1 protein-coding gene is annotated in these 1660 nt (G+C 39.0%); it reads left to right on the forward strand.

Features of this window, described 5'->3' with window-relative positions:
* On the forward strand, nucleotides 1-1564 hold a 1564-nt coding region (locus tag ABZA26_RS14555; RefSeq protein WP_372715212.1), incomplete at its 5' end, for an NADH-dependent [FeFe] hydrogenase, group A6.
* Nucleotides 1565-1660 lie beyond the last annotated feature (96 nt).

Consider the following 1660-nt stretch of genomic DNA (forward strand, 5'->3'; position numbering starts at 1 on the left):
ACCTGTATATGACGGAATGGTAGTAACTACAAACTCAATGAAGGTAATGCAAAAAAGAAAAACAGTATTGGAACTTCTTCTTTCAGATCACCCGAAAGATTGTCTTTCATGTTCAAAAAATGGTGAGTGCGACCTTCAAGACCTTGCGATGCAGTTTGGTGTGAGAGAGATAAGATTCAAAGGTAAAGAATCAACATACAGACAAGATATATCTCAGTCTATAATCAGAGATATAGACAAATGTATCATGTGCAGAAGATGTGAAACTATGTGTAATGTAATCCAGACTTGCGGAGTTCTTTCTGGAGTAAACAGAGGATTTGACGCAGTAGTTGCACCTGCTTTTGAGCAGGATCTTGAGGATACTGCATGTACTTACTGTGGACAGTGTGTAGCAGTGTGTCCGGTAGGGGCTCTTCATGAAGCTGACCATACATGGAAGCTTGTAAAAGACCTTGCAAATCCTGCTAAAAAAGTGGTAGTTCAAGTGGCTCCTGCTGTAAGAGTAGCCCTCGGAGAAGAGTTTGGGTTTAAACCTGGTACAAATGTTGAAGGTAAAATGATAGCTGCACTTAGAAAGTTAGGATTTGATATGGTATTTGATACTAGCTGGTCAGCTGATCTTACTATAATGGAAGAAGCTTCTGAGCTTATCGACAGAGTAACAAAAAAACTGGCTGGAGATGAAGATGTAAAGCTTCCTATCCTGACTTCTTGTTGCCCTGCATGGGTTAAGTTCTTTGAGCACAATTACCCTGATATGCTAGATGTACCTTCTACAGCTAAGTCACCTCAACAGATGTTTGGTGCTATAGCTAAAAATGTTTGGGCAAAAGAAGAAGGAATTGATAAAAAAGATCTTATAGTTGTATCTATCATGCCTTGTCTTGCCAAGAAATACGAAGCGTCTAGAGATGAGTTTAAAGTAGACGGCATACCTGATGTAGATTACTCTATATCAACAAGAGAGTTAGCAAAGCTAATAAAACAAGCAAACATCAATTTTAAAGATCTGAATGAAGAAGAAGTGGATAATCCTCTAGGAAGCTACACAGGAGCCGGAGTAATATTCGGTAGAACTGGGGGAGTTATAGAGGCAGCAACTAGAACTGCATACGAATGGATTACAGGAGATACTTTGGAATCTGTAGACTTTACTTCACTAAGAGGTATGGAATCTGTAAGAGTAGCAGAGGTTTCTATTCCTGGACTGGATGAAAAGTTAGGTTCTAAGTTCAGAATCGGAATAGCTCATGGTCTTGGATCTGCCAGAGAACTTCTGGATAAAATCAGATCAGGAGAAGAAACAGTTCATGCTATAGAGATTATGGCTTGTAAAGGTGGATGTGTAGGTGGAGGTGGACAGCCTTATCACCACGGAGATTTTGGAATTATAGAGAAAAGAGCAGCTGGGCTGACTTCTATAGATCAAGGTAAAGATCTGAGAAAATCACATGAAAATCCTTATATCAAGGAACTTTATGAGAAGCATTTAGGTAAACCAATGAGCCACAAGGCACATGATCTATTACATACAGAATATTTTCCAAAGCATAAAATGTAGATTTTTTAAGACACCAGATTAGTATCTGGTGTCTTTTTATTATATAAAAAGAAAACCACCTGCTATGCAGGTGGACCCAAAAAGCCGGAAGGCTAT

Source organism: Ilyobacter sp. (assembly GCF_041583315.1).
Taxonomy (GTDB): domain Bacteria; phylum Fusobacteriota; class Fusobacteriia; order Fusobacteriales; family Fusobacteriaceae; genus Ilyobacter.